This is a genomic window from Asanoa hainanensis (assembly GCF_900188485.1).
GTDB classification, from domain to species: domain Bacteria; phylum Actinomycetota; class Actinomycetes; order Mycobacteriales; family Micromonosporaceae; genus Asanoa; species Asanoa hainanensis.
In genome coordinates this window covers 1-26,223 of record NZ_FZPH01000032.1, presented here as the reverse complement: position 1 = coordinate 26,223, position 26,223 = coordinate 1, and the positions used below count along the sequence as shown (strand labels likewise).

At 72.0% G+C, this 26,223-nt stretch carries 19 protein-coding genes and 1 riboswitch; of the genes, 9 read left to right on the top strand and 10 right to left on the bottom strand.

Translation table 11 applies throughout. The annotated features are described in order from the left end of the window. Positions 1 to 39: 39 nt before the first annotated feature. From CHC05_RS39275 to CHC05_RS39255, 5 genes are all read left to right on the top strand, one after another. Positions 40 to 2,613: an FtsK/SpoIIIE domain-containing protein gene (locus CHC05_RS39275; RefSeq protein WP_425426920.1), complete on the top strand. Its 2,574-nt coding sequence runs from the start codon at positions 40 to 42 to the stop codon at positions 2,611 to 2,613. Beyond that, positions 2,610 to 3,404, top strand: a complete 795-nt coding sequence (locus CHC05_RS39270; protein ID WP_245871458.1) for a hypothetical protein — start codon at positions 2,610 to 2,612, stop codon at positions 3,402 to 3,404. Before CHC05_RS39275 ends, CHC05_RS39270 begins: the two co-directional genes overlap by 4 nt. A 9-nt stretch (positions 3,405 to 3,413) precedes the next feature. Then, entirely contained in the window at positions 3,414 to 3,674 is a 261-nt protein-coding gene (locus CHC05_RS39265) for a hypothetical protein (protein ID WP_089255755.1), read from the top strand. A 280-nt stretch (positions 3,675 to 3,954) separates the two neighbouring features. After that, a complete protein-coding gene (locus CHC05_RS39260) occupies positions 3,955 to 4,908 on the top strand; it encodes a DMT family transporter (RefSeq protein ID WP_245871456.1) in 954 nt (317 codons plus the stop codon). 551 nt (positions 4,909 to 5,459) lie between these two features. After that, positions 5,460 to 6,032 carry a class I SAM-dependent methyltransferase gene (locus CHC05_RS39255; RefSeq protein ID WP_089255751.1) on the top strand — a complete coding sequence of 191 codons (573 nt, stop codon included), beginning with the start codon at positions 5,460 to 5,462 and terminating at the stop codon, positions 6,030 to 6,032. A 241-nt stretch (positions 6,033 to 6,273) separates the two neighbouring features. Here CHC05_RS39255 and folE read toward each other — a convergent pair whose 3' ends face one another. The 4 genes from folE to CHC05_RS43230 all read right to left on the bottom strand — a co-directional run bounded on the left by folE (position 6,274) and on the right by CHC05_RS43230 (position 10,072). Continuing rightward, on the bottom strand, positions 6,274 to 6,936 hold the full coding sequence (gene folE / locus CHC05_RS39250) for a GTP cyclohydrolase I FolE (protein WP_089255749.1): 663 nt from the start codon (positions 6,934 to 6,936) through the stop codon (positions 6,274 to 6,276). Beyond that, entirely contained in the window at positions 6,933 to 8,954 is a 2,022-nt protein-coding gene (gene ftsH, locus CHC05_RS39245; RefSeq protein WP_089255747.1) for an ATP-dependent zinc metalloprotease FtsH, read from the bottom strand. Before ftsH ends, folE begins: the two co-directional genes overlap by 4 nt. A 249-nt stretch (positions 8,955 to 9,203) precedes the next feature. Then, positions 9,204 to 9,785: a hypoxanthine phosphoribosyltransferase gene (hpt, locus tag CHC05_RS39240; RefSeq protein ID WP_089255745.1), complete on the bottom strand. Its 582-nt coding sequence runs from the start codon at positions 9,783 to 9,785 to the stop codon at positions 9,204 to 9,206. 152 nt (positions 9,786 to 9,937) lie between these two features. Next, a complete protein-coding gene (locus CHC05_RS43230; RefSeq protein ID WP_281257797.1) occupies positions 9,938 to 10,072 on the bottom strand; it encodes a hypothetical protein in 135 nt (44 codons plus the stop codon). A 154-nt stretch (positions 10,073 to 10,226) separates the two neighbouring features. Here CHC05_RS43230 and CHC05_RS39235 point away from each other — a divergent pair, with 154 nt between their 5' ends. Next, positions 10,227 to 11,174, top strand: coding sequence for a GlxA family transcriptional regulator (locus tag CHC05_RS39235; protein ID WP_089255743.1), 948 nt, complete (start codon positions 10,227 to 10,229; stop codon positions 11,172 to 11,174). Here CHC05_RS39235 and CHC05_RS39230 read toward each other — a convergent pair. From CHC05_RS39230 to dacB, 4 genes are all read right to left on the bottom strand, one after another. Next, complete coding sequence (locus tag CHC05_RS39230; RefSeq protein ID WP_218824822.1) at positions 11,171 to 12,238, bottom strand: hypothetical protein; 1,068 nt, start codon at positions 12,236 to 12,238, stop codon at positions 11,171 to 11,173. The genes CHC05_RS39235 and CHC05_RS39230 overlap by 4 nt on opposite strands. 20 nt (positions 12,239 to 12,258) lie before the next feature. Beyond that, a riboswitch (ZMP/ZTP riboswitch) is annotated at positions 12,259 to 12,342 on the bottom strand. 10 nt (positions 12,343 to 12,352) lie between these two features. Next, positions 12,353 to 13,339, bottom strand: coding sequence for a tRNA lysidine(34) synthetase TilS (gene tilS / locus CHC05_RS39225; RefSeq protein WP_425426919.1), 987 nt, complete (start codon positions 13,337 to 13,339; stop codon positions 12,353 to 12,355). A gap of 3 nt (positions 13,340 to 13,342) precedes the next feature. Then, positions 13,343 to 14,422 (bottom strand): zinc-dependent metalloprotease, encoded by a 1,080-nt coding sequence (locus CHC05_RS39220; RefSeq protein WP_089255739.1) that lies wholly within the window; start codon positions 14,420 to 14,422, stop codon positions 13,343 to 13,345. 43 nt (positions 14,423 to 14,465) lie between these two features. Further along, entirely contained in the window at positions 14,466 to 15,896 is a 1,431-nt protein-coding gene (gene dacB / locus CHC05_RS39215; protein WP_089255737.1) for a D-alanyl-D-alanine carboxypeptidase/D-alanyl-D-alanine endopeptidase, read from the bottom strand. Between the two features lie 476 nt (positions 15,897 to 16,372). Between dacB and CHC05_RS39210 the strand changes: the two genes are divergently transcribed. Continuing rightward, positions 16,373 to 16,873 carry an inorganic diphosphatase gene (locus CHC05_RS39210; RefSeq protein ID WP_089255735.1) on the top strand — a complete coding sequence of 167 codons (501 nt, stop codon included), beginning with the start codon at positions 16,373 to 16,375 and terminating at the stop codon, positions 16,871 to 16,873. Here the strand turns inward: CHC05_RS39210 and eccD are convergent, their stop codons facing one another. After that, positions 16,874 to 18,235, bottom strand: coding sequence for a type VII secretion integral membrane protein EccD (eccD, locus tag CHC05_RS39205; RefSeq protein WP_089255733.1), 1,362 nt, complete (start codon positions 18,233 to 18,235; stop codon positions 16,874 to 16,876). A 119-nt stretch (positions 18,236 to 18,354) separates the two neighbouring features. Between eccD and eccCa the strand changes: the two genes are divergently transcribed. Both eccCa and mycP read left to right on the top strand, forming a co-directional pair. Beyond that, positions 18,355 to 22,089: a type VII secretion protein EccCa gene (eccCa, locus tag CHC05_RS39200; protein ID WP_089255732.1), complete on the top strand. Its 3,735-nt coding sequence runs from the start codon at positions 18,355 to 18,357 to the stop codon at positions 22,087 to 22,089. A 243-nt stretch (positions 22,090 to 22,332) separates the two neighbouring features. Beyond that, a complete protein-coding gene (gene mycP / locus CHC05_RS39195; protein WP_089255731.1) occupies positions 22,333 to 23,655 on the top strand; it encodes a type VII secretion-associated serine protease mycosin in 1,323 nt (440 codons plus the stop codon). A gap of 934 nt (positions 23,656 to 24,589) precedes the next feature. Here mycP and CHC05_RS39190 read toward each other — a convergent pair. Next, on the bottom strand, positions 24,590 to 25,768 hold the full coding sequence (locus tag CHC05_RS39190) for a MarP family serine protease (protein ID WP_089255815.1): 1,179 nt from the start codon (positions 25,766 to 25,768) through the stop codon (positions 24,590 to 24,592). Positions 25,769 to 26,223: the final 455 nt, after the last annotated feature.

Here is a 26,223-nt window from a genome sequence, read left to right as displayed (position 1 = left end):
GGGACATTCTGCCGCGCTGCTATACCGTCACTCCGGGAGGTGAGCGGTGTGTCCAGGACGCAGGCGCGAGCCTTGGAAGCCGCCGCGTTGCACCGGCGGGCTGCTGCGGTGGTCGATGCCGCCGAAGTCGCTCTTGCCGGTGTGAGGGCGCCTGTCGCTGACGAGCGCGCACAGCATGATCTGGCCGAGCGGCTCCGGGCCGCCGCCGGTGTGCTTACGCCCGGCTGGCTCGGTGGGCAGCTCGACGCGCGGTTCGAAGACACTCCGCTCGGTGGGCCACGGGTGCCGTCCTTCGTGCGGATCGGCACCGCGCAGCCGCTCGACGACGCCCGGTTCCCCGCCATCGTTCCGCTGCTCGGCACCGGTCACCTGACGATCGACGCCGACGCTCGTGATCCTCGCGTCGCCGGGTTGATCAGGGCCACCCTGCTCCGGTTGCTCGCCGCCGCGCCGCCCGGGTCGTTGCTCGTACGCGCGGTCGACGCGGCCGGCGGCGGAATGCTGTTCGCTCCCTTCGCCGCCCTCGCCGACGCCGGGTTGATGCCTCCTCCGGCCACCGATCGCACGGCGCTGCGGGCCGTGCTCGCCGAGGCCGAGCAGTGGGTGCGCCCCGCCCGCCCGACCGCCGTCCGGCACAACCGGCGCGAACGTACCCTCCTCCTTGTCATCGCGAGCTTGCCCGAGCTCACCGAGACCGCCGATCTGACCCGCATCTCCGCCTTGGCGCAGGCCGGGCCGGAGGCCGGGCTGCACCTGATCGTCGCCGGCTGGCCCCCGCCACCGCTGACCCTGGAGACCACCCAGCAGCCGCTGCCGCTGGCCACCCGGATCGCGTTGCGCAACCCCCACGCCCTGGTCAGCGACCCACCGGGCGCCAACTTCGCGACGTCGCCGCACGTCGGCCTCAACGCGCCCGTGTTCCTCGACGACGACCCGCCGCCGCACCTGTTCGAGCGGGTTTGTGCCGAGCTCGGCGCCCGGTTCGCCGCCAGTTCGCGGCTCAACCTGCGTGACCTGCTGCCCGACGAGGAGAGCGAGACCTGGACCGACGAGTCCGCGTCCGGCCTCGCGACCGTGGTCGGGCACGACGGAGACCGGCCGGTGAACCTCCAGTTCAACGACCTGACTCCACACTGGATGATCGGCGGTCGGTCCGGTGCCGGTAAGACCGCGTTCCTGATCAACGTCTTGTACGGCCTGGCCACCCGCTACGGCCCCGACGAGATGACGCTGTACCTGCTCGACTTCAAAGAGGGCATCTCCTTCGCCGAGTTCGTGCCGACCGAGCGCGACCGCACCTGGCTGCCGCACGCCCGCGCCGTCGGTGTCGAGTCCGACCGGGAGTACGGCCTTGCCGTGCTGCGCGAGCTCGACGCCGAGATGGGTCGCCGCTCGGTCGCCTACAAGAGGGCCGGCGTCACCCGGTTCACGGACCTGCGCGAGAGCCAGCCGCTGCCCCGGATCGTCTGCGTCGTCGACGAGTTCCAGGTGCTGCTCGCCGGCGCCGACCGGGCGGCCACCGAGGCGGTCACGCTGCTCGAGTCGCTGGCGCGCAAGGGTCGCTCGTACGGCATCCATCTGGTCCTGGCCAGTCAGACGGTGCTCGGTGTCGAAGCGCTCTACGCCAAGCGCGACTCGATCTTCGGCCAGTTCCCGGTGCGGGTCGCGCTCCCGGGCGGCGGCGACGTGTTGGAGCCGACCAACGACGCGGCCGCCGGCCTCCCGCTCGGCGCCGCGGTAGTCAACACCGCCGGCGGTCTCGGCGGCCCGCGCGGCGCGACCCGCGGGCACGAGCGAGTGATCCGTTTCCCGGACCCGCACGGCGACCGGTCCGCGTTGGTCAAGCTGCGCCACGCCCTGTGGGAACGCCGCAAACCCGATGCCGCACCGCCCAAGGTCTTCGCCGGGTACGCGCATCAGCACCTCAACGACGACCCCACCTTCCGGGCGGCCCTCGCCGGCCGGATCACCCGCCCCGCGGCACTGGTCGGCCGGCACATCGACGTGCCGCTCAGCACGGCGGCGTTCCCGCTCGACACCGCGCCCGGCCGGCACCTCGCGGTGATCGGTCCCAGCGCGGCCGGCGCCGGAGTGCTCGACGCCGCCGCCCGTAGCGTCGCCGCGCACCACGCACCGCGTACCGCCCGATTCGTGATCGCATCTCTGGTCGCCGAAGGCGACGATGTCGCCGCCGAGCTGGCCCGCGACCTCGCCGAGCGGCAGGAGGTCGAGATGGTCACCGCGGCCGAGCTCGCCGGAGCGCTGACCATCGACCGCCCGGGCTACATGGTCGTGTTCGGGATGGACGCGATGGCCGGCGGGGCGTTGCCACCCGACCGGCTGCGCCTCGTGTTGCGCACCGGCCCCGGGCGCGGCGTGCACCTGCTCTCGTGGTGGCGCGGCCTGCGACGGTTCACCGACGAGGTCGGCCCCGCCGCCCGCGAAGACGTCGCCGGTCTGGTGTTCCTCAACGTTCCCGGCGCCGACGTGAGCCTGCTGCTCAACAGGGCGGTCGACTGGCAACCCCGCGACAACCGGGCGCTGCTGCACGACCGGCACACCGACCGCACCTCGGTGATCGTGCCGTTCGCGCGCCCCGAGGCCGACCGATGACCACCGACCAGCCGACCAACGGCACCCCGTACAGCGTGCCGGACCAGCCGGTGCCCACCCCGCTGCCGGCGAACCCGCATCCCAACCCGGTGCCGCAACAGCCGTCCTACGGCCACGCGCAGCGGGCCGACGACACCGACCCGGGCACGGCCTGGTCCGACTACTGCGCCGCCGCCCAACGCCTCGACGCCGTGCGCCGGGGTGCGGCAACCGCGGCCGGCGAGCAGGCCCAGACGACGCGGGCGGCACGGGAGGAGCTCTCCGCGGTCCGGGCCCGGCTGGTGCCGCAACAGGCACGGTTGCGCGAGGCGGGCGTACCCGATGTCGATCTCCACCCGACCCAGGCCGACGCCGAGGCGGCCGGCCGGGCCATCGCCGGCGATCCGGCGGGGGTGTTGACCGCGTTGCACCAGGCCCGATCGACCGCCGACCGGGCCGACGCCGCCCTGCTCGGCGTGCCCGGAGCCGCGCTCGGCGTGACCGGCCCACGCACGCCGGTCACCAGCTGGGTACGCAACATGCTGGTATACGGCCCATTCGCCGGCGCCGTCCTGGTGGTCCAGATCGCGTTGCTGGTCACCGCCCACGGCACGCCGATGACGATCTACGCGCTCGGCTGCGGACTGGCGTTGCCACTGGTCGCGCTCGGGTTCGCGTGGGTCACGATCGGCGCGGCGTTCCCCGCGCCCACCGGCTGCAAGGTCGACCGCACCCTGCCGATCGGCGCCGCGACCTGCTTCGCACCCATCCTGATCACCCTCATCGGCCAGGCCGTCCTGGCCGTCACCTAGGCGGTCCGCATGCCGAACGTCGAAGAGGTCAAGCTCAACGTCGCCGCGTCCGTCGACCAGACCCAACGCGCCCTACAGACCCTGCGCGGGGTGACGGACGCGTTCGACGAGGCGCTGACCAGGCTCCGCTTCACGGCGATCGGCTCCGCCCACCCGTCCATCATGGACGCGATCGCGAACCTCGAGCAGGCCAGGTCACGGCTCGACGAGGCGCAATCGCTCGCCTCGAACGCCCTCACCTCCGCCGACAACTTCCGCAGCATGGTGTAAATCAAGATCGAGATGCGGCTTTCCCGGGCCCGCCGGGGGCGCGACCGTTGCTCCCGCCGGGGACCGGGCCGGGCCCGAGGGGGCCCGTCCCTGCCAGGTCCGCGGGACACAATCCACATGCCACAGCGAGACCGCTGCGGTATGGTCGCCCGGTGACTCGGTTCGTGCTTTCGCCGCCCGCTATTCGCTAACGATCATCGTTAGCTGACCCGGCTCTTGTTTCTTTCCCGAGCCCGGGTCCTTCAGTGGCGCCCGGGCGGCGATGACACGGAGAACTGAGTTGCACTCGAAATCAACCCTGCCCGTCGAGCGGGGAATCCTCTACATCCTCGTAGCGGCCGTGGCCTGGGGCACCGCCGGCGCCGGCGCCGCGATCCTCTACGACACCAGTGGCCTGGGCCCGATCGCGGTCTCGTTCTGGCGCTTTGCCTTCGGCGCGCTATTGCTCGGCGCGGTCCAGTTAGTTGCCCGCCGCCGGAGGCCGACCGCCCGACAACCGCTGCGCCAGGTGGTGATCACCGGCGTGGGCCTGGTCGTCTTCCAGACCGCGTACTTCGCGTCCGTCCAATACGCCGGCCTCGCCATCGCGACCGTGGTGACGCTGGGCTCCGGCCCGATCCTCATCGCCGTCGGCGCCCGTCTCACCAGCGACGAACGCCTGGGGCTGGGCGGCGCCCTGACCGTGGCGCTCGCGCTGCTCGGCCTGCTCCTGCTCGTCGGCGGCGGAGGCGCTACCACCGGTTCGGCGCCGGCACTGGGGCTGGCCTGCGCGGCCGTGTCCGCCACCGGCTACGCGGCCGTCACCCTGCTCAACCGCCGATCCGGTCCGACCAGCGACCCACTGTCCATGACCCTGGGCGGCTTTACGGTCGGCCTGCTCTGCCTGTTCCCGGCGGCCCTGCTCGAGGGCCTGCTACCCACCACGGGCGACGCGGCCCAGACGGTGGCCCTACTCGCCTACCTGGGCGCGGCGCCTTCGGCCCTGGCCTACGCCCTGTTCTTCGCGGGACTGACGGTGGTGCGGGCGACCACCGCCTCGATCCTCGCGTTGGTCGAGCCCTTGGCCGCTGCCATCATCGCGGTCCTCTGGCTGGACGAACGGCTAACGGCATCGGCGACGGCCGGTTCGATCCTGCTGGGCGCGGCGGTGGTCGCGCTGACACTGTCAGAGCGCTGGACGAACCGCGCGGCCACTGAACCAAGCCCAGCGCCAATCCTCAGCACGACCACCTAACGGTGACCTAGGCACTGTTCGCATCTGAGATCGGGGCGAGGCGGAGTCCAGGTGTGCGGCGGCTCTGCCCCGATACCGGGGTCGTGTCCGGGAAAGTGCCGTGTGGGCGGGCGGCCCTGGGCCCGCCGCTTGCCCGGCCCCAGATACGAAAGGCGCCGGCGGGCGCGGAACCTCAACGTCCGCCGGCGCCACCCACGGCCCAACGCCTGCCCCTTCCGCCGCCGGCCAGGTGGCGGTGGTGAGAGTAAAGCCTTCGCGCGCGGCACCGTCGGCGTCGGCGTCGGCGTGAAGAAACGGCCGGAGTCCTACAACCAAAGCGTCGGAAGCGAACTAGGAAGACCCGCCGACCAGAACGCTGAAGCAAAGTGGCAGGGAGAACGCCCAGCCAGGCGCACCGCGGATCCGACTCGGCCATCGCCGTACCAATCGCCCGTCGGCCACACCAAACGTTGGGCCGTAGACAGCCCGCGGCTCGGCCCGACGGGTGCCGACCCGGCAGGACGCGGAAAGTGCCGTGCGTCCGTGCAGTGCCCGCGCATACTGTTCGGACCGTGGTCAGCACTCAGCAGTTGGCGTCTGCCTTTGATGGCGTCGCAGGTTTCTATGACGATGACGGGCGGCACGACGAGATCGCGCGCCGGCTTGTTGCGACCGTTGGTGCTCTTGGCGGGGTCGTGGTTGATGTCGCTTGCGGCACTGGGGCGATCGCGCGGGCGATCGTCGGCCGGGCTGAGTCGATTCTCGCGATCGATGCCTCGCCCGCCATGATCGCTCGCGGGCGGGCCATCGGCCCCGAAGCGGGGATCACTTGGCAGGTGGGTTCGGCGTTGCCGTTGCCCGTCGCCGACGGGAGCGTCGACGTCGTCCTCTGCGCGTCCTCGTTGCATTTTCTCGGACGCGCCGCCCTCGACGACTGGCGGCGCGTCCTTAAGCCCGGCGGGCGGGTCGGCTACACCCTGCCGCTTCGGTCACGGTTCAACCCGAGCGAGCAGTTCGCGAAGCTGCTGGCCACAGACCTGACGCTGCCGGAAACAGTGGAAGAGGCCTACGCGCTCGCCGAGGGCTTCGAGGACGTCACCGTGACGGTCGGGACGGACATCGTGATCACCACGGCGCGCCGCTGAGAGGAAACCCCCGCGGACCTGGCAGCGACGCGAAGCGAGCGGTCCCCGGCGGGAGCAACGGCCGCGCCCACCGCGAACCCGGGAAATCAATTAATGACCAGCGCCACCGCTTCGGACCAACTCTCGACCTGGCAGCGACGCGATGCGAGCGGTCCCCGACCGGAGCAACAGGCCCCGCCCACCGCGAAGCGGGGCGGTCCCCGGCGGGAGCGACGGCCGTGACCGCCGCAGACCCGGGAAATCAATTGATGATCAGGGCCATCGCTTCTGATCGGCTCTTGGCGTCGCTCTGGAAGATGCCCCGGACCGCGGACGTGATTGTTTTTGCCCCGTCCTTCTGGATGCCGCGCATCGCCATGCAGAGGTGTTCGCATTCGAGCACCGCGATCACCCCGCGGGGGTCGAGCTTGTTCATCAGCAGGTCGGCTATCTGGGTGGTGAGCCGCTCCTGGACCTGCGGGCGGCGGGCGTAGATCTCGACGATGCGGGCCAGTTTGGACAGGCCCGTGATCCGGCCGTTCGGGCCCGGGATGTAGCCGATGTGCGCCACGCCCTTGAACGGGAGTAGGTGGTGTTCGCAGACGCTCATGACCTCGATGTCGCGGACCAGCACGAGTTCCTCGTGCGACGCGTCGAAGGTCGTGTTGAGCACCTGGGCCGGGTCGACCCGCAGGCCCGCGAACAGTTCCGCGTAGGCGCGGGCTACCCGTAGCGGGGTTTTCACCAGGCCGTCGCGGTCCGGGTCCTCGCCGATGGCGATCAGGATCTCGCGGACGGCCTTCTCGATGCGGCCGAGGTCGACCGAGTCTTCGACCGGACGGCCGGCGAGCTTGCCGTCTACGAGCCGGGCGGCGAGGTAGTCGAGCTCGACCTCGCCGTCCGACTCGTAGTCGATGCTGCTCAGTGTGCGCCGTCCGAGTTGTTGTTGGGCGAGCCAACCCGGGCCTCGGCCCCGTCGGCCTCCGCCTGGACCTTGAGCGCGTCGCGCTCGGCCGGGGTGAGGACCGGCGGCTCGGTCGACGGGCGACGCTTGCCGAAACCGTTGAAGGGCGCCATCGGCGGCCGCTTGACGACCCGCGCGGCGATCCGCGCCATGTCGGCGGTCGAGATGGTCTCCTTCTCGATCAGCTCCAGCACGAGGCTGTCGAGGACGTCCCGGTATTCCACCAGGATCTCCCAGGCCTCGTCGTGCGCGAGCTCGATCAGCGAGCGCACCTCGCCGTCGATCTCGGCCGCCACCACGTCGGAGTAGTCGCGCTCGTGGCCCATCGTGCGGCCCAGGAACGGCTCGTCGCCGCTGGTGCCGTACTTGACCGCGCCGAGCTTCGACGACATGCCGTACTGCGTGACCATCGCCCGGGCCAGCGACGTGGCCTTCTTGATGTCGTCGCCGGCGCCGGTGGTCGGCTCGTGGAAGACCAGTTCCTCGGCGGCCCGACCGCCCAGCGCGTACGCCAGCGTGTCGATCATTTCGGCCCGGGTCTGGGTGTATTTGTCTTCCGTCGGCAGCACCAGGGTGTGACCCAGCGAGCGCGAACGCGGCAGGATCGTCACCTTGTGCACCGGCGCCGAGTGCGGCAGCGCCCAGGCGACCAGTGCGTGACCGCCCTCGTGATAAGCCGTGATCTTCTTCTCGTGGTCGCTCATCACCCGCGTGCGGCGCTGCGGGCCGGCGACCACCCGGTCGATCGACTCTTCGAGGTTGTCGTTGCTGATCGCCCGGCCGTCGTGGCGGGCGGTGAGCAGCGCGGCCTCGTTGATCACGTTGGCCAGGTCGGCACCGCTGAAGCCAGGGGTACGCCGGGCGACCGCGTCGAGGTCGACGTCAGGCGCGAACGGCTTGCCCTTGGCGTGCACCCGCAGGATCGCCTTGCGGCCGTCCATGTCGGGGGTGTCGACGGCGATCTGCCGGTCGAAGCGGCCGGGACGCAGCAGCGCCGGGTCGAGGATGTCGGGCCGGTTGGTGGCCGCGATCAGGATGACCCCGCCCTTGGTGTCGAAGCCGTCCATCTCGACGAGGAGCTGGTTGAGCGTCTGCTCGCGCTCGTCGTGACCGCCGCCCATGCCGGCGCCGCGGTGGCGGCCGACGGCGTCGATCTCGTCGACGAACACGATCGCCGGAGCGTTGGCCTTGGCCTGCTCGAAGAGGTCGCGGACCCGGCTGGCGCCGACACCGACGAACATCTCGACGAAGTCGGAACCGGAGATCGAGTAGAACGGCACACCGGCCTCACCGGCGACCGCGCGGGCGAGCAGCGTCTTGCCCGTACCCGGCTGGCCGAAGAGCAGCACGCCCTTCGGGATCTTGGCGCCGAGTGCCTGGTACTTGGCCGGGTTCTGGAGGAAGTCCTTGATCTCGCGAAGCTCTTCGACCGCCTCGTCGGCGCCGGCGACGTCCGCGAACGTCGTCTTCGGCGTGTCCTTGGTGATCATCTTCGCCTTGGACTTGCCGAAGTTGAGGACGCGGGAACCGCCGCCCTGCATCTGCGACATGAAGAACAACAGCAGCACCACGAGCAGCACGATCGGCAGCAGGTTGACGAGCAGGCTCAGCAGCACGTTGTCGCCGGAGACCTGCGTGTCGATGTCACCGCTGATCCGGTCGGCGGTCTTCGCGTTCTGGACGTCGTTCCAGATCTCGTCGCCGACCTCGGCCGGGAACTGCGCCTCGATGCGGTTGGTATTGGTGTCGCCGAACTTCTGCGGTTGGGCGAGCGTCATCTGGAGGGTCTGTTCCTTGTCCTGGAACGTGACCTCTTGGATGCTGTTGGCGGGTCCGCTGTTGAGCTGCTGCAGCGCGACGCTGGTGTCCACGCGGTGGAAGCTGGGTCCACCCGTGAACAGCGAGCTGAGCGCGATTGCGCCGGCGATCACAAGGATGATCCAGACCACCGGTCGGCGGAAGAAACGCGTACGTTCCATACTGTTGTCGAGCGGCGAGCCGCCCGCATCCTCCTGATCGACGTTATGACCGTGCCGGACTGGTGTTCCGGGGTGTCGGCCCCCGCCACGACCAGCCCCTATCAGGGACGACCGCGGCCCGCGCCGCCGGGTGCGCCACGGTCATTCGAAGGTACACCCCGAGCGCGAGGCGCAAACCACTGAGCCCCGCGCTAGTCCATACGGTAGCCGGGGATGCTGTAAGTCCGCTGTACGAAGCTGAGGAGATCCTCAAACTCGGGCGTATACCTCTGGCTTGAGGACGCCGACGTAGGGCAGCTCACGGTAGCGCTCGTTGAAGTCGAGCCCGTATCCGACCACGAACTCGCTCGGGATGTCGAACCCGACGTACTTCACCGGCACGTGCACCTTGATCGCGTCCGGCTTGCGGAAGAGCGCGACCACCTCGACGCTGGCGGCGGCCCGCGACTCCAGGTATTTGAGCAGCCAGGAGAGGGTCAGCCCCGAATCGACGATGTCCTCGACGACGATCACGTGGCGGCCGGCGATGTCCCGGTCGAGATCCTTGAGGATCCGGACGACCCCGGAAGAGGTCGTGCCCTGCCCGTACGAGGAGACGGCCATGAACTCGAGTTCGACCGGGGGGCCGTGGCGGCCGAGCTCCCGGGCGAAGTCGGCCACGAACATCACAGCGCCCTTGAGTACGCAGACGAGCATCAGCCCGTCCGTGACGGTCGCGTAGTCGCTGGCCACCTGCTTGGCGAGGGCTCCGGTCTTCTCCCGGATCTCCTCTTCGGTGATGATCACGTGATCGATGTCGGCGTCGTACCAGGTGCCGGAGCCGTCGGTCATGCCCCTAGCCTGCCCCACGCGGGTTACGCCCCGATGGCCGACCCACCAGGAAGAAAGGTGGCCACCCAGGGCAACTGGGTGGCCACTTGTGAATCTTGATTCCTCAGAACCGTCGAGGCTGCCGCCTCGTCGGTTCTTCCGGTCACCCAAGATCAGTAAGTCTGTGGTTCGCGGAAGCCGCCGCGTGATGGCTTCCAGTCGGCCGAGTCGTGGGTGTCAGCTGTGAAGCCGGCAGCCGAAGCGACGGCGAGTACCAGCAGGAAAGCGACAAAAAGGACGAGAAACATGGCGGTATCCCCTTGTTCGATGTGGGCTTTTGAGGACCGCCGGCGCGCACCGGGCTTGACATAGATAAGTCTGCGCCGAGACCGGACATCCAGACAGTGGCAGAGATGCCATAGTCCCTCGAATTTCTGCCACTCTTCCGCTAGCCTGACGAGCATGCTTCGCAACGTCGCGGTGGTCGTCATGGACGGCGTCGCCGCCTTCGAGCTCGGCGTGCTGTGCGAGGTCTTCGGGACCGACCGGACGGCCGACGGCTTCCCCGGCTACCGGTTCCACGTGTGCTCGCCGGATGGTGGCCCGGTGCGCGCCCAGAACGGCTTCACCCTGATGCCCGCCGCCGACCTCAGCCCACTCGAAGACGCCGACCTGGTCGCCGTGCCGGCGCACAAGGACGGCTCGACCGTCCCGCCGGAAGTGCTGGCCGCGCTGCGCCGGGCCGCCGCCCGGGGCGCCCAACTGCTCAGCGTCTGCTCGGGCGCGTTCGTCCTGGGCGAGGCCGGCCTGCTCGACGACCGCGAGTGCACCACGCACTGGCGCTACGCCGACGCGCTGCAGGCCCGCTTCCCGCGCGCCAAGGTCGCCTGCAACAACCTCTACGTCCACGACGGCAACCTGCTGACCAGCGCGGGCACCGCCGCGGGCATCGACGCCTGCCTGCATCTGGTACGCCAGCAGCACGGCTCGGAGATCGCCACGAAGCTGGCCCGGCGGATGGTCGTCCCACCGCACCGCGACGGCGGGCAGGCACAATACATCGAGGCCCCGATCGCGCGTACGCCCGACGCCCCGACCCTCGAACCGCTGCTCACCTGGCTGATCACCAACCTCGACCGGCCGATCACCGTCGACGACCTGGCCGCCCGCGCCCACATGGCGCCCCGCACGTTCGCCCGCCGGTTCCGCGCGGAGACCGGCACGACGCCGCACGACTGGCTGACCGGGCAGCGCGTCCTGCTGGCCCGCCGTCTGCTGGAGGAGACGGAGCTGGCGGTCGAAGCGGTCGCGGGCAAGAGCGGCTTCGGCGACGCGGCGACGTTGCGGCACCACTTCAGCCGGCGGGTCGGCGCGACGCCGCACGCCTACCGGTCGACCTTCCGGAGCTAATGCCTGAACAGCCTCGTGCCGGTCTGGATCAGCGTGATGCCCCGGCGGCCGCTGTCGGCGGCGACCTCGGCGGACCGGATCGAGCCACCGGGTTCGGCGATGTAGCGCACGCCGTGCCGGCCGGCCTCCTCGACGTTGTCGGTGAAGGGCAGCGCGCCGTCGGACACGAACGCGACCTGGTCCAGCTCGCGCAGCCACGCGGTCCGTTCCGGGTCGCTGATCGGCGCCCGGAGCTGCTCCTCGACCAGATCCTGGATCCTGGAGCCGTGGCCGGCAGGGACGTCGGGATGGCGCCGCAGCCACCACGTGTCGACCTTGGCGCCGGCCAGCCGGGTGCAGCCGATCCGCGACTGCTGGCCGGCGCCGATGCCCAGGGTCATCCCGTCCCGCAGGTACGCCACCGAGTTGGACTGGGTGTGCCTGACGACGACGAGACCGAGCAGCAGGTCGTCCACCGCCTCGTCTGGCAGCTCCGGGTCCCGCAGCAGGTCGCGGGTCAGCGGGACGTCGTCGCGCGGCTGGGTGAGGCGCAGTCCGTAGACGTCGCGTGACTCCGTCCGCGGCGGCTCGAACGGGTCGTCGGCTTCGACGACCAGGAAGCGGCCGCCCTTCTTGGCGGAGAGCGTGGCGACGACCCCGGGCTCGTAGCCCGGCGCCACGATGCCGTCCGCGACCACCCGGCTAAGCAGGTCGGCGAGCTCCGCGTCGACGGGCTCCGAGATGGCGACGAAGTCTCCGTAGGAACTCTGCGGATCGCAGTCCCGAGCCCGGGCGTACGCACTGGTCAGTGGTCCGGTCTTGCTCGGGTCCAGCCGGTAGATCCGGGCCATGACGGCATCCAGCGGACCCGCGGTCGCGGCGCCGGCCGGCGAGACGTGCTTGAACGAGGCCGCGGCCGGTCGTCCGAGGGCGGTGGCGGCCTCCCGGACGAGCTGCCAGCCGGCAGCGGCGTCGAGGACGTTGATGTACGACGGGTCGCCGTGCACGAACCGGAACGGCGGACGCACCGGGTCGATCGCGGTGACGGTGGCCGGCCGCTGGTGGGGGTTCATTCCATAACGCACGCTGCTGCCTCCGCTGGCTCCGGAGGCACCCAGGCGGTCGGCGCCACACAAACGTCGGGCCGCTCCCCGGTGGTGATCCACCCTCGCCAGTCGCGGCCCGGTCAGGCTACCGGGTCAATCGGTGACGACGCGCAGGATGCCAGCGACGCGGGCGGCCCGGATTCCGCCGGGTAGGTGCACCGCGCCCTGGCCGTGCCAGGCGGTGACCAGGGCCTCGAGCGCGGTCACGTGCCGGTGCGACAACGCGGCCGGTGAGCAGCCGAGCGACAGCGCCCACGAGTGCAGGGCGCGGGCGCGCAACGCCGGCAGCAGGGCTTCGAGCATCGCGACCGACAGGCCTTCGTCGATCATGGACCGTTCCAGCTCTTCGGCGGCGAGCACGTCGAGCGCCTCGGCGTCCTGGGCCAGCAGGCGTGCGGTGCGGGCCAGGTTGGACACCACGCCGGGGCCCAGCGCGTCGACCAGCGACGGCAGGGCGGAGGCCCGAACCCTTGACCGGGCGTACGACGGATCGAGGTTGTGCGGGTCCTCCCACGGCTCGAGCCCCATCGCGGCGCAGGCCTTGCGGGTCTCGTCGCGGGACATGTCGAGCAGCGGCCGCAGCAGCGCCACGCCCTCGACGTCGCGGCGGTCCGGCATCGCCGCCATGCCGCGGGGGCCGGCGCCGCGGGCCAGCGCGAGCAGCACCGTCTCGGCCTGGTCGTCGCGGGTGTGGCCGAGCAGCACCGAGTTGGCGTCGTGGGCGCGGGCGGTGTCGAGCAACGCGTCGTAGCGGGCCTCGCGGGCGGCCGCCTCGGGCCCGCCGGGCCGGCCGGAGACGTCGACGGAGACCACTATGGACGGGCGCAGGTCGACGGACTCACCCCAGGCGGCGACCGCGCTCGCGCGGCGGTCGGAGCCGTCCTGGAGGCCGTGGTCTATGGTGATCAATCCCGCGCGCAGGCCCATCCGGGGAGCGACGAACGCGGTCGCGGCGGCCAGCGCCAGCGAGTCGGCACCGCCGGAGCAGGCGACCAGCACCAGCGCGTCCTTGCGTATCCCGTGCAGCATGCGGCGGACCGCGACGCGGGTCGCGGCGACCGTTGGCGCGGGACCGACCACGGCTCAGTCCTGTGCCAGCACCGGGCCGGAGCCGCCGCCGGGGCCGTGGACCCGGGCCACCCAGGCGTCCGGATCGCCGAGCTCCTCCAGCCGGGGCAGCGTCAACGGCGAGCTGAAGATCTTGTTGAAGCCGGCCATGCCGACCCGCTCCACGACGCCGTGCACGAACTTGCGGCCCTCGGCGTACTGCCGCATCTTCACGTCGATGCCGAGCAGCTTGCGCATGGCCTTCTCGAGCGGGTTGCCCGCCTCGCGGCGCCGGTTGAACCGGGCGCGGATCTGCTCGACGGTGGGGATGACCTCGGGGCCGACGCCGTCCATCACGAACTCGGCGTGCCCCTCGAGCAGCGTCATCAGGGCGGTCAGCCGGTCGAGCACGGCGCGCTGGCCAGGCGTCTGCACCAGGTCGAGGACGCTGGCGCGGCTGTCGGGCTCGCGTATCGCGTCGGACAGCGTGGCCACCGCGCGCCGGAGCCGGTCGGTGAAGTGCTCGCTGCCCGCCTGCGACGCGTCGACGAAGGACTGCACCTCGCCGAGGAAGTGGGCGCGCATCCAGGGCACCGAGGTGAACTGGGTGCGGTGGGTGACCTCGTGCAGGCAGACCCAGAGGCGGAAGTCGCGCGTGTCGGCGCCGAGCTTGCGCTCGACCTCCACGATGTTCGGGGCAACCAACAACAATTGCCCTGGATCCGACGAAAACACCTCATACTGCCCAAGAACCCGGCCAGAGAGGTACGCCAGAACGCTGCCCGCCTGGACACCGGTCAACCGGGAGCCGATCGCATCGGTGAACGCACCCGGCTCCTTGTCACCGGAGAGCCGGGTGATCAACGGGCTGATCACCTCGCGCAGGCCGGCCACGTTGACGGCGGCCCAGTCGCGGCGGTCGACCACCCGCACCGGAGGATGGGCGACCTGCGAGCGCAGGCCCGTGTAGTCACTGACGTGCCCAGCCGCCTCTTCGGTCAGGCGGCGCAGATCGGCCACCACCTCGGTGGCTTCCTCGTAGGAGGCCCGCGGGCCCGACTTTCCGAGCGCGCCCGCTGTCGCGGCGGCCAGATCCCAGTCCACGAACTGCGCCATCACCCCACGGTACCCGTGCGAGACACCCCCAGCGCTGGTTCCGTCAGCGGCAGCCGCAGCGGGCCAGGGTCGCCGCGATCCGGTCCAGGGCGCCGCGGGTGGTGTCGCTGCTGGCCGTCACCCCGTCGGTGAGCACGGAGAACGCCAGCAGCCGGCCATCGACCGTGGTCACGACGCCGGCCATCGCGTGGTTGCCGGTCAGCGTGCCGGTCTTGGCCCGGACGATGCCCGCGGCGGCCTTGCGGTCGTTCGCCTCGCCGAACCGCTCGCCGAGGGTGCCGGTCCACTGCGCCACCGGCAGGCCGGCGAACATCTCGGTCAGCTCCGGGCGCTTGCCGGACGCGGCGAGCGCGAGCAATGCGGTCTGCAGCTCCGGGGTCAGCCGGTCGGTGCGGGACAGGCCGCTGCCGTCGGCCAGGACCAGGCCGTCGGCCTTCAGCCCCAGCTCACCGACGACCTCGGTCATCGCCGCGCGGGCACCGACGTACGAGGCCGGCTTGCCCTTGGCCAGCGCGACCTGGCGGGCCATCGCCTCGGCGATCACGTTGTCGCTGTCGACCAGCATGTATTCCACCAGCCGGACCATCGGCGGTGACTCCACCCGGGCCAGTTCCGTGCCCGGGTCGATGCTGCCGGTCGGGCTGGTCGGTGCCGCGCTCGGACCGGCGGGCACCGAGCCCTTGGGCGCCGGGGCGGGCGTGCCCGCCACGCCGAGGGCCTTGGCGAAGGCCTTGGCGGCGGCGACGTCGGGCTTGCTGAACCGCTCGGAGTAGCCGTTGTCGAGCTGCTTCGGTGTCGTCCGGGCGCCGTCGATGGTGAGCGCGGTGGACGGCCCGCCGAAGCCGCCGGTCGGGATGTCGGAGTCCCAGCCCGGCTCGTAGACAGGCCCGGAGAACAGCGAGCTGTCGTAGTAGACCTTGGTCGGTGCGGTGCTGCCCAGCGCCTTCTTGGTGGCCGCGGCCAGCTTGTCGAGCCGGGCCGCGCCCGGGTAGAAGGTCTTGCCGCTGGCCGCGAGCGTCGGGTCGCCGCCGCCGACCAGAATCACCTCGCCCGGGTTGGGTCCCGCGACGACCCGGGTCGGGATCCGGTGGGCCGGGCCTCGGGTCGCCAGCACCGCGGCCGCGGTGACCAGCTTCATCGTCGAGGCCGGGACGGTCGGCACGTCGCCCTGGTTGGCGTAGATCACGTTGCCGGTGACCACGTCGCGGACGACCACGCTGGCCCGGCCGCCGAGGTCGTTGTCGGTGACCAGCTTGCCGATGGCGGTGGTCAGGCCGGCCTCGCTCGGGATGGGAGCGGTGCCGTCGAGCGCGCCGAGCACGGGCCCGGGTGCCGGGTCGGGCGGGTCGACGACCGGTGTGGGCCGGGACCCGGCATCGTCACCGAGCCAGGCCGCGACCGGGCCCGGGCGGAGCACGACCAGGCCGGCGGCGAAGACGACCAGCACGAGTACGCCGGTCAACGCGACGAGCATCGCGGCGCGCGGGCGACGGCGCGGCTTCGGTGCCGGAGCGACGGGCGGCGGCTCGTTCGGATGGCGGCCGACCGGTCCTAACGGGATCGGCGGGCCGCTAGGCCCGGGGGAGATCGGCGGGCCGCCCGTACCCGGAAAGCTCGGCGGTTGGTTGGCTGGGACCGGTGGGACGGGTGGGCCGGCCGGCACGGCGGCGCGGGCCCGGGTCGGTCCCGCGGGCGGGAACGGGCCCGGCGGCGGTGCGGGCTGTCCGGGGCCCGAACCGTGTAGGTTGGCTTCCGTCGGCGGGGGCGACTTCCGCACGGAATCGGACGGCGGCGGCGTGGCGCCGGGCACCTGTGCCCGACCGCGCGCGGGGCGCGGTTGTGAATCTTCCCCCACCCGCCCCTCCTCCCGTTCGAAGCCCGGCCTAGGCGACACTACTGGCGTCCGTGCGTATGCAGGGGGCCAACGCGGTCAGCAAGGAGAGCATGAGAATGGATTTCGACGTCACCGTTGAGATTCCCAAGGGGAATCGCAACAAGTATGAGGTCGACCATAAAACCGGCCGCATCCGCCTCGACCGCACGCTCTTCACGTCGACCCAGTATCCGGCCGACTACGGCTTCATCGAGGACACCCTCGGCGAAGACGGCGATCCGCTGGACGCGCTGGTCCTGGTGACCGAACCGACTTTCCCGGGCTGCCTGATCCGCTGCCGGGCCATTGGCATGTTCCGCATGACAGATGAAAAGGGCGGCGACGACAAGGTCCTTTGCGTGCCGTTCGAGGATCCGCGCCAGGAGCACCTGCGCGACATTCACCACGTCGGTGAGTTCGACCGGCTGGAGATCCAGCACTTCTTCGAGGTCTACAAAGACCTGGAGCCCGGCAAGTCCGTCGAGGGCGCGACCTGGGTCGGCCGCACCGAGGCCGAGGCCGAGATCCTGGCCTCGTACCGCCGGGCGGAAGAGGCCAAGGCCGCCGGCACCTACTAGCTAGTCGATCAGTGTCTGGGCCTGTGCGAACAGGCCCAGCACAGCGCAGGCCACCGGGATGACCGCGACCAGCAGGCCGGTGTCCAGCAGGTCGGCGGCGCGGCCCAGGTAGGGACCGGCCGGGCGCCGGGCGTAGCCCACGCCGGCGGCGGTCAGCAGCAGTGCGACGGCCAGGCCGAGCACGCCGGCCAGGACCGTGGCGAGTTGGGCCACCGCGAGCGCCACCGCGGTCAACGCGACGGTGCCCGCCGCCAGCAACGGGACGCGCTGGCGGACGGTGCGGAAGACCCGGGCCCGGAGCAGCAGCGCGACACCACACACGCCGGCCAGGGTCCGACCCCAACCACCACCGGTCGTCGCGAGTACGGCGGCCGCCGCGGCGGCCAGGACGGCGTGGCCGATCAGCAGGCCGCCGAGGAGTTCCTCCGCTCGGGTGACGGCGGTGCGGACCTGGTCGGTGTCGGTGCCGGCGCTGGTCGACCCGGTCACCGGCGGAATCGGCAACCGGGCCAGCCGGATCGCCAGCACTGGCAGGGACCCGACGCCACAGACCAGCACCGCGAGCAGGATCGCGGCGGCGCCCTCGGCGGTCAGGGCGAAGCCGATGCCGGCGGTCGCGGCGCCGAGCAGGCCGGCCAGCACCGCCGCGGCGAAGATCCGGCGGCCGGCGCCGACCCCGATGATGCCGAGCACGCCGTGCAGGGCCAGCGCCGCCGAGCCGAGCAGGAGCTCCGGCGCGCCGATCCAGGTCAGGCCGGGCACCGGACCCACCGCGTCCCCGCCGGCCAGCAGCAGGGCGCCGGCGGCGAACGCGTACGGCAGCGAGTAGGCGCCCAGGGCGATGCCGGCGGGGCGGTGGCCGTAGGCCCGGGCCGCGAGGATGCCCGCGACCGTGAGACCGGCGGCCACACCGAGGGTGGTCAGCATCGCGGCGGCCGAGTCGGGCCCGGCCCGGAGCAGGGCGACGAGCGCGACTCCGAGCGCCACCCCGGCTCCGGCCAGGGTCGCGGTCACCGTCTGCTCCCCGGACCAGGCCGTGCCGTGGCTGCGGGCCCCGTCGGCGATCGCCTCGACCACGTCGTCGAACTCGAGCTCCGGCCAGTCCTGACCGGCGGGGACGAGGTGCAGCAGCTCGCCGTCGCGTACCCCCTGTGCCGCCAGAGTCGCACCGCCCTCGAGCGCCGTGCCGTCCGTGCGGCGCAGGACCCAACCGCCGTGCGCCTCGCCGTCGTCGGCGAGCGCGGCACCCGCGTGCCGCACGATCTCGGACAGCAGATCGGCCAGGGGTACGTCCTGCGGCAGCGCGACGTCGACGCGGCGGTGCGGAGCGTTGACGGTGACCAGGGCGAGGCCGGTGTGCATCGATCATCCTCCATCACGGGGGGAGCCGGGACGAGGGCACGCTATCGGTCTCGTGGGTTATCCACATGACCCCTTTTCGGCCATCCACACCCCGACGCGATTCCCTACGATGAGCGTCGATGTCTACCGTGTTGGTCCGCCGGCCGCCGCGTCGGCCCGCGCCCGCGATCCCCGGCGGCGAGCTGCGTGTCGAGGCCCCGCCGGAGCTGCCGCGGGCGGCGGGCGGGCGCTGGCAACAGCTGATGCTGCTGTTGCCCATGCTCGGCGGCGGCGTCGCGATGGCGATGATGATGGGCCGGGGCGGCGGGGTGTTCTCCTATGTGGTCGGCGGCATGTTCGGCGTCTCGTCGCTCGCGATGCTGGCGACCTCGTGGGGCTACGGTGGCCCGCGCAAGGCCGAGCTCGTCGCGGCCCGCCGCGACTACCTGCGCCACCTGTCGCTGCTGCGGGGGCAGGCCCGGGCCACCGTCACCCGGCAGCGTGCCAGCCTGCGCTATCGGCATCCCGACCCCGCGCGACTCTGGTCCACGGTCGACAGCCATCGGTTGTGGGAGCGGCGCCCGGCCGACAGCGACTTCGCCGTGGTCCGGGTCGGTGTCGGTCCCCAGTCGCTGGCCACCGCTCTCGCCCCGCCGGTCAGCCGGCCACCCGACGACCTGGAGCCGATGACCGCCGGCGCCTTGCGGCGCTTCCTCGACGCGTACTCCGTCGTGCCCGACCTGCCCGTGGCACTGTCGATGCGCGGCTTCGCCCGGGTGCACGTGCGCGGCTCGCCGGCCCTGGTCCGGGCGCTGCTGGCCCAGCTCGTGACGTTCCACGCGCCCGACGACCTCGTGGTCGCCGTCGCCGCCGGCCCCGACCGGCGGGCCGACTGGGAGTGGGTCAAGTGGCTGCCGCACGCCCGGCATCCGACGCGGTCCGACGCGCTGGGCCCGGTGCGGCTGGTCGCCGACACGGTCGCCGGGCTGGAGCGGCTGCTCGACGGGATCTCGGCGCACGCGGTCGTCGTGGTCGACGGCGCCGGGGCCGCGCGGTTCTCCGGCACCGACGGGTTGACCGTGGTTGAGGTCGACGGCACGCCGCCGCGGCTGCCGGACCCGTCGACCGTGGTGCTGACCTGCCGGCCCGACGGCGCACTGGAGACGGCCACGACCGACGGGGTGTCCGTGGTCGGCGTCGCCGACGGGCTCGACCTGGCGTCCGTCACGGCCCTGGCCCGGCAGCTCGCACCGCTGCGGCTGGCCGGCCCCGCCGGCGCCTCGTCGTTGCCGGCCGCTGACGTCGGAGTGCTCGGCATGGCCGCGCCCGACGCCTGGACGGTCGCCGAGTGCTGGGCACCGCGGTCACAACGCGACCAACTCCGCGTGCCGATCGGGGTCGCCGCCGACGGCAGCCCGGTCGAGCTCGACCTCAAGGAGTCGGCGCTCGACGGCATGGGTCCGCACGGCCTGCTGATCGGGGCCACCGGCTCGGGCAAGTCCGAGCTGCTGCGGACGCTGGTCCTCGGGCTGGCGGCCACGCACTCGTCCGAGGACCTCAACCTCGTCCTGGTCGACTTCAAGGGCGGCGCGACGTTCGCGAGCCTCGACCGGCTGCCGCACACGGCCGCCCTGATCACCAACCTGGCCGACGAGCTGCACCTGGTCGACCGGATGGTCGACGCGGTCAACGGCGAGCTGATCCGCCGGCAGGAGCTGCTCCGCCGGGCCGGCAACTACGCGAGCCGGCGCGACTACGAGCAGGCCCGGTCGGCCGGCGCGCCGCTGGCACCGCTGCCGTCGCTGCTGGTCGTCTGTGACGAGTTCTCCGAGCTGCTGTCGGCCAAGCCCGACTTCATCGACCTGTTCGTGCAGATCGGGCGGTTGGGTCGGTCGCTCGGCGTACACCTGCTGCTGGCCTCCCAACGCCTCGAAGAGGGGCGGCTACGCGGCCTCGACACCCACCTGTCCTACCGGATCGGGTTGCGCACGTTCTCGCCGTTCGAGTCGCGGGCCGTGCTCGGCGTGCCGGACGCCTACGAGCTGCCCCGGGCGCCCGGCCACGCCTATCTGAAGGCCGGCACCGATCCGCTGCGGCGCTTCCGGGTCGCGTACGTGTCGGGTCCGGTGCGTCGACCTCTTGGGTTGGTGCCGGTTTCTTCACCGTCGGTGCTGCCGTTCACCGCTACGCCGCTGGCGTCGTCGGCTCCGCCCGTCGGGCCCGCGCCGGGTGGGCCGAGTCTGCTCGACGCGCTGGTCGATCGGATCGCCGGGCAGGGCCCGCCCGCCCACCGGGTGTGGCTGCCGCCGCTGGCCGAGCCGGCGACGTTCGACGAGGTGCTGGGGCCGCCCGTGGTCGTGCCGGGGCGTGGCCTGACGTTCGCCAACCCCGAGCTGCACGGTGCGCTCCAGGTCCCGGTCGCGGTGGTCGACCGCCCGCTCGACCAGCGCCGCGACCTGCTCTGGTTCACGCTCGACGGCGCGGCCGGGCACGTCGCGGTGGTCGGCGCACCGCGCAGCGGCAAGTCCACGGCCCTGTGCACCCTGGTGTTCGGTCTGGCGCTGGCGCACACCCCCGACGAGGCGCGCTTCTACTGCCTCGACTTCGGTGGCGGTTCGCTGGCCCCACTGCAGGACCTGCCGCACGTCGGCGGGGTGGCCGGCCGGCTCGACCCGGCCGCGGTCCGCCGCACGGTCGGCGAGCTGGGCGCGCTGCTCGCGGCCCGGGAGCTTTCGCCGGCGGCCGACGCGCCGCACGTCTTCCTGGTGGTCGACGGCTGGTCGACGGTGCGCACCGAGTTCGACGACCTCGAGCCGGTGATCACCGACCTGGCGGCGCGCGGCCTGGCGTACGGCATCCATGTCCTGGCCTCGGCCAACCGCTGGCTCGACCTGCGCCCGGCGACCCGCGACCTGTTCGCGGCCCGCCTGGAGCTGCGGCTCGGCGACCCGAGCGACTCGTTGATCTCCCGCCAGGCGGCCTTGGACGTGCCAGCCGACTCTCCCGGTCGCGGCATCACCAGCGAGGGGCTGCACCTGCTGACCCTCCGGCCCGCGCTGACCGGCGACATCCCGCTGGCCACGGCGGTGGCGGCCGCGTGGACCGGGCCGTCCGCGCCGCCGGTCCGGCTGCTGCCGCCCTCGGTCCCGTACGCCGAGCTCGATCTGACGGCGACCACCGGCTTGACGCTGCCGATCGGCATCGCCGAGGCCGACCTGGGCCCGGTGGCGGTCGATTTCGCGGCCGACCCGCACTTCGTGCTCTTCGGCGACCAGGAGTGCGGCAAGTCGTCGTTCCTGCGCGCCCTGGCCAGCACCGTCACGCGGCGCTTCACACCGTCGCAGGCCCGCCTGATCGTCGTCGACTACCGCCGCAGCCTGCTCGAAGCGGTGAAGACCGAGCACCTGATCGGGTACGGGACGGCCGCCGGCGACACCGCCGAGCTGATCGAGTCGGTAGCGGGTTACATGCGGCGCCGGCTGCCGCCGCCCGAGGTCACCCCCGCCGCGTTGCGGGCCCGGAGTTGGTGGACCGGCCCGGAGTTGTTCGTGCTGGTCGACGACTACGACCTGGTCGCGGCCTCGCCCGCCAACCCGCTGCTGGCCCTGGTCGAGTTCCTGCCGCAGGCCCGCGACATCGGGTTGCACCTGGTGCTGACCCGGCGCACCGGCGGCGCGGGCCGGGCGCTCTACGACCCGATCGTCCAGCGGCTCCGCGAGCTCGCCACGGCGGGCCTGGTGATGTCCGGCGACGCCGACGAGGGCCCGCTGGTCGGTCCCGTCCGGCCCGGCCCGCTGCCCGCCGGCCGCGGTCGCCTGGTCACCCGCAAGACCGGCGCGCGCCTGGTCCAACTCGCCCACCTGCCGGCACCCTGACCCGGGCGAGCCCACCGAAAGAGGAGCGATCGATGGATCACGCTACGCACACGTCCGAGGTCACGGGGCCCGCACCTCGGCCAATGGCGAACTGGTCGCACATTGTGTGTCCCGAACAGGTGGGACCTCGGGGTAATCTCCCAGCACAGGAACTTCCCGGGGTGAAAAGGCCGTGAGGTGACGAGGCTGACGCACCAACGCCGAAGCGCCGTCCCACGGCTAGGTGGGGCGGCTCTGGTCGCTATGGCGGCGGCCCTGGCTCTGACGACCGCACCGCTGCCGATCCCGCGTGGCCAATTCGGCCCGGTCAGCCACGGTCAGGCGGCCGCCCGCACGCCGATGCTGCCGATCCCGGCCGACTCGGTCCGCGACGAGCAGTGGCAGTTGGGTGAGCTTCGCGCCAAGAACGCCTGGCGCTACTCGACCGGCAGCGGCGTGATCGTCGCGGTGATCGACTCGGGCGTCGACGCCAGCCACGAAGACCTGGCCGGCCAGGTCCTACCGGGCAAAGACCTGGTCAAAGAAGGCGGCGGCGACGGCCACACCGACCCGGTCGGCCACGGCACCACGGTCGCCGGCCTGATCGCCGGCCGCTCAGACGACGACAACGGCGTCATGGGCCTGGCCCCCAACTCCAAGATCCTCCCGATCCGCGTCCTCGATGCCGACAACCGCTACAGCGACGCGATGATCGTGGCCCGAGCGGTCCGCCTGGCCGTCGACAGCGGCGCCAAGGTGATCAACCTGTCCCTCGGCGGCGCCGGCACCAGCCCTGCGCTGGCCGCGGCCCTCGACTACGCCTTCGCCCGCGACGTGGTCGTCGTCGCCTGCACCGGCAACGTGCTGCCGGAAGCGACCACCAACGTCTGGTACCCGGCCCGCGAGCCCGGCGTGATCGCCGTCGCCGGCCTGGAGAAGGAAACCGACGTCCTCTGGACGGGCTCGATCACGGGCGACGCGACGGTGCTGACCGCACCCGCGACCGACCTGGTCGGTGCGAAAACAGGAGGATTCTGGCGGGTCCGCGGCACCAGCTTCGCGGCCCCCCTGGTGTCGGCGGCGGCGGCCCTGGTCCGCTCCCGCTGGCCGGCGATGCCGGCCGGAGAGGTGGTCAACCGCCTGATCAGCACCGCCGACGACCTGGGCGCCCCAGGCCGCGACAGCACCTACGGCTTCGGCCGCGTCGACCCGCTGGCCGCCCTGACCGCCCAACTGCCAACGGTCGCCCGCAACCCCCTCGACGACGACAAGTCTCCTGGCGTGGCCGGCTTCGGCCGAGCGCCGGGCCAGGGCACCGACACGGTCACCGGCGGCGGCGCCAACGAAGCCGACACGAGCGCGGGAGCGTCCGGGGCGTCGGGCGCGGCCGCGCAACGCTCCGCGACCCCGACCGACCCGACCAGCCCGCTCGGCTGGCGAATAGCCGCAGCGATCTCCCTGCTGATCCTGGCCGCCGGCGTCGTCTTTGTCGTCCTGTTCGCCCGGCATCCGGCGATGGCTCTGCTAGCCAGCCGCTCGAGCCGGTGGGCACGCTCCCGAACACGAGAGCCAAAACACGGCCGCTAACGCCCCGATGTTCCGCCGGCGCCACCCAACGACGATCACCGCGCCAGCGGCATCCTCAAATCCTGGTGACCCTTGACCATCCGAGCGATCGCGGGCGCGGCGTAGGGGTTAAGGGCGGCCACCGACCCGATTCGCCGCCAGAAGCCGCGCGCGCGGGATCGCGGTGGTGGCGCGGGACTGAGGGCGGCCTCCACGGGCCAGGCCGCATCGGAACCGCCCACAGGCCGAGCCGGAATTCGCCACCAGAAACCGCCCGCCCGGGATCGCGGCCGTGGCGCCGGACTGAGGGCAGCCTCCACGGGCCACGCCGCGCCGGAACCGCCCACAGGCCGAGCCGGAATTCGCCACCAGAAACCGCCCGCCCGGGATCGCGGCCGTGGCGCCGGACTGAGGGCAGCCTCCACGGGCCACGCCGCGCCGGAACCGCCCACAGGCCGAGCCGGAATTCTTCCCCAGAAACCGGCCGGCCGGGATCGCGGCCGTGGCGCCGGACTGAGGGCAGCCTCCACGGGCTCGGCCGCGCCGGAACCGCCCACAGCCCGACCCGGAATTCGAACGGCGACCAAAGCCGGCCCGGAATCACCCGGGGCTCAGCCCAAAGCCGCGACCAAAGCCGGCCGGAACCCACAGCAACCCACAGGCCCAGCCCAAGACCCAGAGCCGCAACCAAAGCTGGCCCGGAACCGACAGCCCGCCCACGGACCCGGCCCAGGACTCAGAGGCCAACCAGAGCCGGCCCGCCACCTGCGGCCGCTCGCTCGGGATCCGGGGCGCGTCCGTCCCCGCGCGGGTTCGGGTGTGCTACGCGGCGGCCCGGAGCGTTCGGCTGTCACGGATGGTGCCTACGACCCAGGACGTCCGCGTGTGGGTGACAGGGTCCGGGCTCCGGCCACCCGGGCTGAGCATCGCCGATCGCTCGACCGGCCCGTCGCGGTCAGACGCACTCGCCGGTTGCGGTGGCCTTCGTGCGCTGGATGCCGGCGGTGGCCACCCGCGACGCCTCGTCGGCGGTCACCGCGAACCCGGTGTTCCGGTCGTCCGCAGCGGCGGCGAAGATCACGCCGAGGACGGTGCCGTCCGGGGTGACCAGGGGGCCGCCGGAGTTGCCGCTGCGTACCAGTGCCCGGATCGTGTAGATCTCCCGGGTCACCTCGCCCGACTCGTAGATGTCAGGGCCGGTGATGTCGCCGACGTCCCGGATGCGGGCCGACTGGGCGTTGTAGGGCCCGTCCAGTGGGAAACCCAGCACGATCGCGTCGGCCTCGGCCTTGGCCAGGTTGCGGGCGAACGGCATCACCGGGGCGTCGAGGTCGGGCACGTAGATGACGGCCAGATCCCGCTTGGGGTCGTAGACGACCACCCGGCCGCTCTCCCGGTCACCGTCGACCTCGATCGACACCCGGTCGGTCCCGGCCACCACGTGGGCGTTGGTCATCACGCGCTGCGGCGCGTACACGAAGCCGGATCCCTCGATGCGGCGGCCGCAACTCTGCGCGGACCCGAGCACCTTGACCACCGACTTCTTCGAGTTGATGACGACCTGGGAGTTGGCCAACGCCGGGTCGGGCGCCGCCACCTCGCGGGCGCGGGTAGCGGTCAGCCCACCGAACACGTCCGGGAACCCGCGCGTATCGACGGTGTCCCGCAGCGACTCGGACAGGGCCTGGGCCTGCTCCGGCAGGACCTTGTCGACACCGTCGAGCAGAGCGCTGTTGCGTACGGAACTCGCCAGCCAAGGCACCGACGACGACCCGAGCGGAACCGCCACCAACCAGGCGACGATCAGCACGGCCAACGTCGAGACAACCGCCCCACCGGCATCGTCGACCCGGCGGCCGGCATGGCTCGTGATCGCGTGCCGCAGACGGGCACCGACCCAGCCGGTGAGGGCCTGCCCGAGCACCGCAAGCCCAAAGATCGCCACCAAAGAAATGACGACGCGAATCGCGCCGTCATCGAAGCGTTGGGCCACCAGCGGCCCGACCTGAAGGCCGATCAGCGCACCGCCGAAGAACCCGCAGAAGGACAGGGCACCGATCACAAACCCCTGCCGGTAGCCACTGACGGCGAACACAACCATCAGCAGAACCAACACAAGGTCGACGGCGGACACCCTGACAGGGTACGGGCGTCCGGCCACCCACGCCCCCGCCCTGCGCGACTCGGCGCCCCCATCGGTGGTCTCGACACCGTCGAAGAGGGACACAGCCCCCAAGACAGATAAGTCGGACCTGCTCTCGTTTAGACCTGATCATCCGATGGCCCGGCCCGTCAGAGCCTGGGCCGCGGGGGGGGCGAAGCTCGAGGCAGGTTCCAGGAGCAAGCCGGCCGCCAGGCAAAGCCATAGCACAAAAGTCAGGCGCACAACGTAGCTGTGGCCGTAACGCCGGCGGCGGCCATTAGGCTTCGCGCAGGCGGTGATCCGGTCGGTGGCGTCGGCCGGGTCGTAGACGGGCAGGCCAGCAACGCTGCCAGGCCCGGCGCAGCCCCAAGGCCCGGCGCAGCCCCAAGGCCCGGCGCAGCCCCAAGGCCCGGCGCAGCCCCAAGGCCCGGCGCAGCCCCAAGGCC

What these genes read in the sequence shown, in the direction of transcription:
- CHC05_RS39270 (WP_245871458.1), top strand. Translation starts at nt 2,610, where the DNA reads ATGACCACCGACCAGCCGACCAACGGCACCCCGTACAGCGTGCCGGAC.
- CHC05_RS39265 (WP_089255755.1), top strand. Translation starts at nt 3,414, where the DNA reads ATGCCGAACGTCGAAGAGGTCAAGCTCAACGTCGCCGCGTCCGTCGAC.
- ftsH (WP_089255747.1), bottom strand. Translation starts at nt 8,954, where the DNA reads ATGGAACGTACGCGTTTCTTCCGCCGACCGGTGGTCTGGATCATCCTT.
- hpt (WP_089255745.1), bottom strand. Translation starts at nt 9,785, where the DNA reads ATGACCGACGGCTCCGGCACCTGGTACGACGCCGACATCGATCACGTG.
- CHC05_RS43230 (WP_281257797.1), bottom strand. Translation starts at nt 10,072, where the DNA reads ATGTTTCTCGTCCTTTTTGTCGCTTTCCTGCTGGTACTCGCCGTCGCT.
- CHC05_RS39235 (WP_089255743.1), top strand. Translation starts at nt 10,227, where the DNA reads ATGCTTCGCAACGTCGCGGTGGTCGTCATGGACGGCGTCGCCGCCTTC.
- CHC05_RS39220 (WP_089255739.1), bottom strand. Translation starts at nt 14,422, where the DNA reads ATGGCGCAGTTCGTGGACTGGGATCTGGCCGCCGCGACAGCGGGCGCG.
- dacB (WP_089255737.1), bottom strand. Translation starts at nt 15,896, where the DNA reads ATGCTCGTCGCGTTGACCGGCGTACTCGTGCTGGTCGTCTTCGCCGCC.
- CHC05_RS39210 (WP_089255735.1), top strand. Translation starts at nt 16,373, where the DNA reads ATGGATTTCGACGTCACCGTTGAGATTCCCAAGGGGAATCGCAACAAG.
- eccD (WP_089255733.1), bottom strand. Translation starts at nt 18,235, where the DNA reads ATGCACACCGGCCTCGCCCTGGTCACCGTCAACGCTCCGCACCGCCGC.
- eccCa (WP_089255732.1), top strand. Translation starts at nt 18,355, where the DNA reads ATGTCTACCGTGTTGGTCCGCCGGCCGCCGCGTCGGCCCGCGCCCGCG.
- mycP (WP_089255731.1), top strand. Translation starts at nt 22,333, where the DNA reads ATGGCGGCGGCCCTGGCTCTGACGACCGCACCGCTGCCGATCCCGCGT.